Raw genomic sequence first — 4,396 nt, forward strand, 5'->3', positions numbered from 1 at the left:
TTGCAGCTGCTCGGTCGGGAAGCCCGACTGTAGATCCTCGATGATCTCGTCGGATGGGACGATGGGTGCCCACATGTCGATGACCGGGATCGACACGGCGTGTTGTCCTGCGGACATGCTGCTTACCATAGTGGGGGAAGCTTTTCCACTGGTGTGAACGATGTGAACGAGTGGTTGCAGACTGTTCCGTCAAGAACGGCAATGCAAGTCACCCACCCGGACACCGCCGTCGACGTGCTGCGGTACATCCGTTCCGAACCAATACGCCGCTTGGATCGGTGTTCGCTTTGCGCGACAGAGTAGGGAGGGGGACTAGCAAAGTGGGTGTGGGGGTGTGTGACGGGGTCTGATGGGGTTGGAAGGAGGTTCTTACGAAAGGCCTTTTATACAGACCTCCGTTTTACCCCGTCACACCCCGTCACACTCCAGGACCACAACACCCCAACCTGCTCCTTTACCCCCTGGTCATTGACCTCTTCGCACCTCCACCTCCACCCGTGCTCACCCGCAAAACCTGTCATCCGCCCCCGCAGACGGGCCTGATCGACAGCAAACAAGCAGGCAGTCATGACGGGCCCCAGCAACCCTGCCTTGCGTGGTCGCCGGTCTGGTGATCCTCTACTCGATCGAGCTGATGCATGCTCTCCGCAATGCTGTGCTCATCGCTGCCTCGTTTCCACGTGCTACTCGGATGACCCAGCGCCCGGACTACGCCGTCGCCTGCAGGGCCTTGTAGATGAGCGGCACTAGTTCCCCCATGAGCTTCTGCGAAATCTCAGGGTTGTTGAGGATCTGCGTGGATAGGTCGTTGTGAGACTCCATTGCCCCGATCACGGCGTCGGTGAACTCCTGATGGAGGTCGGGGCTGGCCGAGAACTGTGGCAACGAGTTGTTCTGCGCCTGCTGCTGCAGGGTTTCGCTTTCTTCGAGCCTGTCTTTGATGTGGGTGACGACGTTGCGCACACTCGAATCCGGGTGATCGCCGGAGAACAGGTCGTTAATCTGCGCGATGACATCTTCGAGAGCCACCAACTCGGGGTCGCGGGCACTGCCGGTGCCGGACTCCTTGGCGGGCTGGAGAGGCACGTCGCCGGTGAGCTTGCCCAAAGCGGTTTCCTGCTTGTGTTGGGCGGTGTAGTCGAAATCGACGGTCGAGAGATCAATCTCGTGGTTGAGCTGCTCGCTGGTGATCACCGGGGCGACGAGCTGCCTCGTTGATTACTAGGGGGAAACACCGCTCTGGAGGCTACTGTCGGCGCGGGCGATCCCTACCTGCCCGGCCCGCGAGTGGTGATGCCTTGCTCGATCTGATAAGCGATGTTGACCGCGGAGTCCGCCGGGTTATAGCTGCACCCCTCAATATCGATGGCCACGTTGTTGGCCACGGTCAGCGCCCGCTGACAAGCCCAGCCATCCGCATTCTCTTGAGTTTTGGATGCGCTCAGTGTCCCGTCAGTGTTAGAGACCGGACCTACGTCCCACTGTCCGAAAATTCTGCCGCCCATTGTGCTTGTGAATGGGCGGTTCGAGCAGGCCCGCCATCGTTGAGCGGAAGCGGTGAAGAAAGCGGCCGCCTGACCCGCGGAGGGAAACAAGACGAGAGCTTGTGTCACGAAATATTTGTCGGTCTCGATGTCGCCAGTATCTTCCAGAATCTGTCGTTGAACCGCACTCCACCCGCTGCCGTTATAGCCCGCCTTTTCCGCGGTCTCACTGCCAACTCGGCAGTCCAAGTCCGCCACGCTGGCACTATAGTCAGCGAACACTGTGAACGTTTTGGTGACCTTCAATCCAGTGGTACCCATCGCGGCACTGATCTGGCCGGGGCCAAGCAGTAGCCCCTCCAAGGCGGATGCCACGATTGGGGGCGGCGGCGGCGTGGTGGTCGGTGTCGATGACGTTGCCTTCGGGGCCGGATTACCACCGCACCCGGCGACCAATGTGCAGGCGGCGAGAGCGCCCGCCCATATTGATTTCTTCATGTCATCTCTAGGCTCCCGGCAGCCGCTTGCCGGGAGCCTAGCGCGGTGCTCCGCACCGCTTTGGGCGCGATGGTGAAAAACTGTCAGCACACCTCCAGGTTTCAGGTCGCAACAGGTGCCTGGTTAATTACTAAGTGGGACTACCTCCCGGCCTATGACTGGATCCGCTCCGAGCGGGGGGATCAGCAGTACGCTCATGCGGTGGCGGAAACGTCGTATGCACAGTGCGGCGACCTCAGCCTGGCGTATCAGGTGTTCGGCGACGGGCCGGTCGAACTTGTCTTCGTCGGGCCTATGGTCTTCCACGTCGAGCTGTTCTGGGCCATGCCCGAGTTCAAGGCCTTCTTTGATCAACTTGCCACGTTCTGCCGGGTCGTGTTGTTCGACAAGGCCGGAAACGGGCTGTCGGACCCCATCCCGAAAGTTCGTTTGCTTGAAGAGCGAGCGGCCGAGATCGAGGCGGTTTTGGACGCCGTTGGCTTCGGAAAGCCCGTCGTCTTCGGTACCAGCGAGGGCGGCCCACAGGCCATCGCGTTTGCGGCAAAACGACCCGAGCGAACGCGGGCGCTGATCCTCTACGGCTCATTCGCGTTCGCGCTCGCCGCCGAGGACTGGTACAACGTCGAGAGCGACGCCGCCGAGCTGCGCGCGCGTATCGTTGCCGAGCTGGGTGAGGACTACGCGCCGTCAACGAAGCAGATCGCCCGCGCCCAAGAATTCTTCCGCACCATCCACTCGGCATGGGGCAGCGGCGCAACAGCGAAGGTCCTGTTTCCCTCGGTCCGCTCGATACGCCAGCTCGCCATGTTCGAGCGCATGTGCGCCAGCCCGGGGATGCTGCGAGCGGTATTGGAATCGAACTTCCGGATCGACGTGCGGCCGATCCTGCCGACGCTCACCGCGCCCACCCTGGTCATCCATGCGATGACCCCGTGCCGGTGCAGTGGGGCCGCTACCTCGCCGACCACATCCCCGGCGCGCGGTACCTCGAAGTCGACGGCGTGGAGCACGCGCCCTGGTTCACCGAGCCTGACACGATCCTGACCGCGATCGAGGAGTTCCTCACCGGCAGCCACGCGGCACCGTCGCAGTCCCATCGAGCCCTGCGCACAGTGTTGTTCACCGACATGGTCGCCTCGACCCGACACGCCGCGGCAGCGGGCGACCAGCGGTGGCGAGCGGTGTTGCACCGCTTCGGTGAGGTCACCGCCGAACTCACGCAACGGTTCGGCGGCACGATGATCAAGAGCACCGGCGACGGGTATCTCGCCACGTTCGAAGGGCCGACGCAGGCCATCCGCTGCGCCGAGGCGTTGCGCACTGAGGCCGAGACCCTGGGCATCCAGATCCGCGCTGGGATCCACACCGGCGAGTGCGAACTGCTGGATGCGGACATCGGGGGGATTGCCGTACACATCGCGGCGCGCATCTGCGGCCAAGCCAGCGCCGGGGAAATCCTTGTCTCCCGCACCGTGCGTGATTTGGTCGTCGGGTCGGGCACGAGCTTCGACGACCGCGGCAGCGTCGAGCTGCGTGGCGTGCCCGGCACCTGGCAGCTCCTGGCGGTCGATCGCCACGGCGCGCGGGGGGGATCGGCCGAGGCAGAGCTAGCATCAATGCCGACCCCCGACCGTAGGACCGCCATGCGCCGCTCTGACCGCGCTGTTGAGGTGATCGCCAGGCGGACACCATGGATCGTGCGCGGGATGGCCCGCCTCGCTGCCAACGGTCGCAGCTGAATAGCCGGGCATCAGCGGCCGATGCGTCCGTGTGGCGATTACCCACATTCACAAGCTGCCTGAGCTGGTACTAAAGGGAAATACCCGTTTGCCCCCACGGTGCAGCAACCCAGTATCGACGATGCCGCACCCTCTGAGACTTTGCGGTGCGCCGATGCATAACTGCATCGACCTCACTTACCGCTCTGGGGGGTGCTCCTCGTCGAGGTCCCTCGAAACCCAAAGGCAACTAAGGCATACTTTCACGGTTAACGACCGCACCGGCGATGCGTGGTAGGTGACGACCGCCGTAGCGTGGGATTCTTCGCGCCCGCGACGTAGGTCAGTAGCGATCCACTCGTGCCGAGCCTGCTGTCTTTCGCCAAAGAGCCCCATACACGTCTCGGCCGTCTTCCACTTGCCGTACCAGTGCGCCGTCGATTCGGGTTGGGCATATTCGGGGTAGAGCACGCGCCAGTAGTGCCGATATGGCTGTTCGTACATCTCGATGCTCCCGTCTTGACCAGCAGCGTGAGCTGCAAGCCCTGGCCTTCTCCGAAGGGCACCGTGCCGGTAGCGCGGTTGCCGTCCGCTCACGTTCGGAGGCGTGGGAGCGAATCTCTTGGCCGTCTTTCAGGATACCGAGACGGGCGACGAGGGACTGGGTAGGGAAGCCTCCTGGCTGGCCTCGGTGAT

The 4,396-nt window shown here is 62.9% G+C and carries 2 protein-coding genes, 1 pseudogene and 1 riboswitch; of the genes and pseudogenes, 1 reads left to right on the forward strand and 2 read right to left on the reverse strand.

The features are described from left to right. Positions 1-708: 708 nt before the first annotated feature. Positions 709-1,194 (reverse strand): hypothetical protein, encoded by a 486-nt coding sequence (locus ACLP9N_RS16650; protein ID WP_442408456.1) that lies wholly within the window; start codon positions 1,192-1,194, stop codon positions 709-711. 74 nt (positions 1,195-1,268) lie between these two features. After that, positions 1,269-1,847, reverse strand: a complete 579-nt coding sequence (locus ACLP9N_RS16655; RefSeq protein WP_442408457.1) for a sensor domain-containing protein — start codon at positions 1,845-1,847, stop codon at positions 1,269-1,271. Between the two features lie 336 nt (positions 1,848-2,183). On the opposite strand from ACLP9N_RS16655, the pseudogene ACLP9N_RS16660 reads away from it, so the two are divergent. Beyond that, positions 2,184-3,721: pseudogene (locus ACLP9N_RS16660) on the forward strand (adenylate/guanylate cyclase domain-containing protein). Between the two features lie 489 nt (positions 3,722-4,210). Beyond that, positions 4,211-4,328, reverse strand: a riboswitch (SAM riboswitch). Between the last annotated feature and the right edge of the window lie 68 nt (positions 4,329-4,396).

The sequence above is a fragment of the Mycobacterium sp. genome (assembly GCF_052144515.1).
GTDB lineage: Bacteria > Actinomycetota > Actinomycetes > Mycobacteriales > Mycobacteriaceae > Mycobacterium.